At 33.2% G+C, this 539-nt stretch carries 2 protein-coding genes; both read left to right on the top strand.

Going from position 1 to position 539, the window contains the following annotated elements:
* The coding region (locus tag DDE80_RS14650; RefSeq protein ID WP_201261550.1) for a transposase at positions 1–102 on the top strand (102 nt) is incomplete at its 5' end.
* Between the two features lie 11 nt (positions 103–113).
* The coding region (locus DDE80_RS14645; protein WP_153060936.1) for a helix-turn-helix domain-containing protein at positions 114–539 on the top strand (426 nt) is incomplete at its 3' end.

The following is a 539-nucleotide window of genomic DNA, read 5'->3' as shown; positions in this document are numbered from 1 at the left end:
TGGAAAGAAATGTTCTGGTCAAGAAGCTTCTGCCTACTTACAGCAGGCGGTGCGCCAATAGATACCATCAAAAAATATATTGAAAATCAAGGTAAAAAGTGAGGTGAATTGATATGACTAAACAAAATAAAGCTTTCAAATTTCGTTTTTTACCAAACAAAGAGCAAGCTGTACTATTAGCTAAAACATTCGGCTGTGTTCGTTTTGTCTACAATAAGATGTTAGCTGAACGCAAAGAAACGTATGAAAAGTTCAAAGATGATAAAGAAGCACTTAAAAAGCAAAAGTTCCCTACACCAGCTAAATATAAAGACGAATTTCCATTCCTAAAAGAAGTGGATTCTTTAGCTTTAGCAAATGCACAAATGAACTTACAAAAGGCTTATAAGAATTTTTTTGAAGGCAATGCGAAATTTCCAAAGTTCAAAAACCGTAAGTCAAAACAGTCTTATACAACCAATCGAGTGAACGGAAATATCGAATTGCAAGATGGTCATATCAAATTACCTAAACTGAAATTAGTAAAAATCAAGCAACAT

Origin of the sequence: Metalysinibacillus jejuensis (assembly GCF_003057615.1) — a bacterium.
GTDB classification, from domain to species: Bacteria; Bacillota; Bacilli; order Bacillales_A; family Planococcaceae; genus Metalysinibacillus; species Metalysinibacillus jejuensis.
Note: the sequence above shows the minus strand (reverse complement) of the source record. Positions and strands in the feature narration are given on the sequence as shown.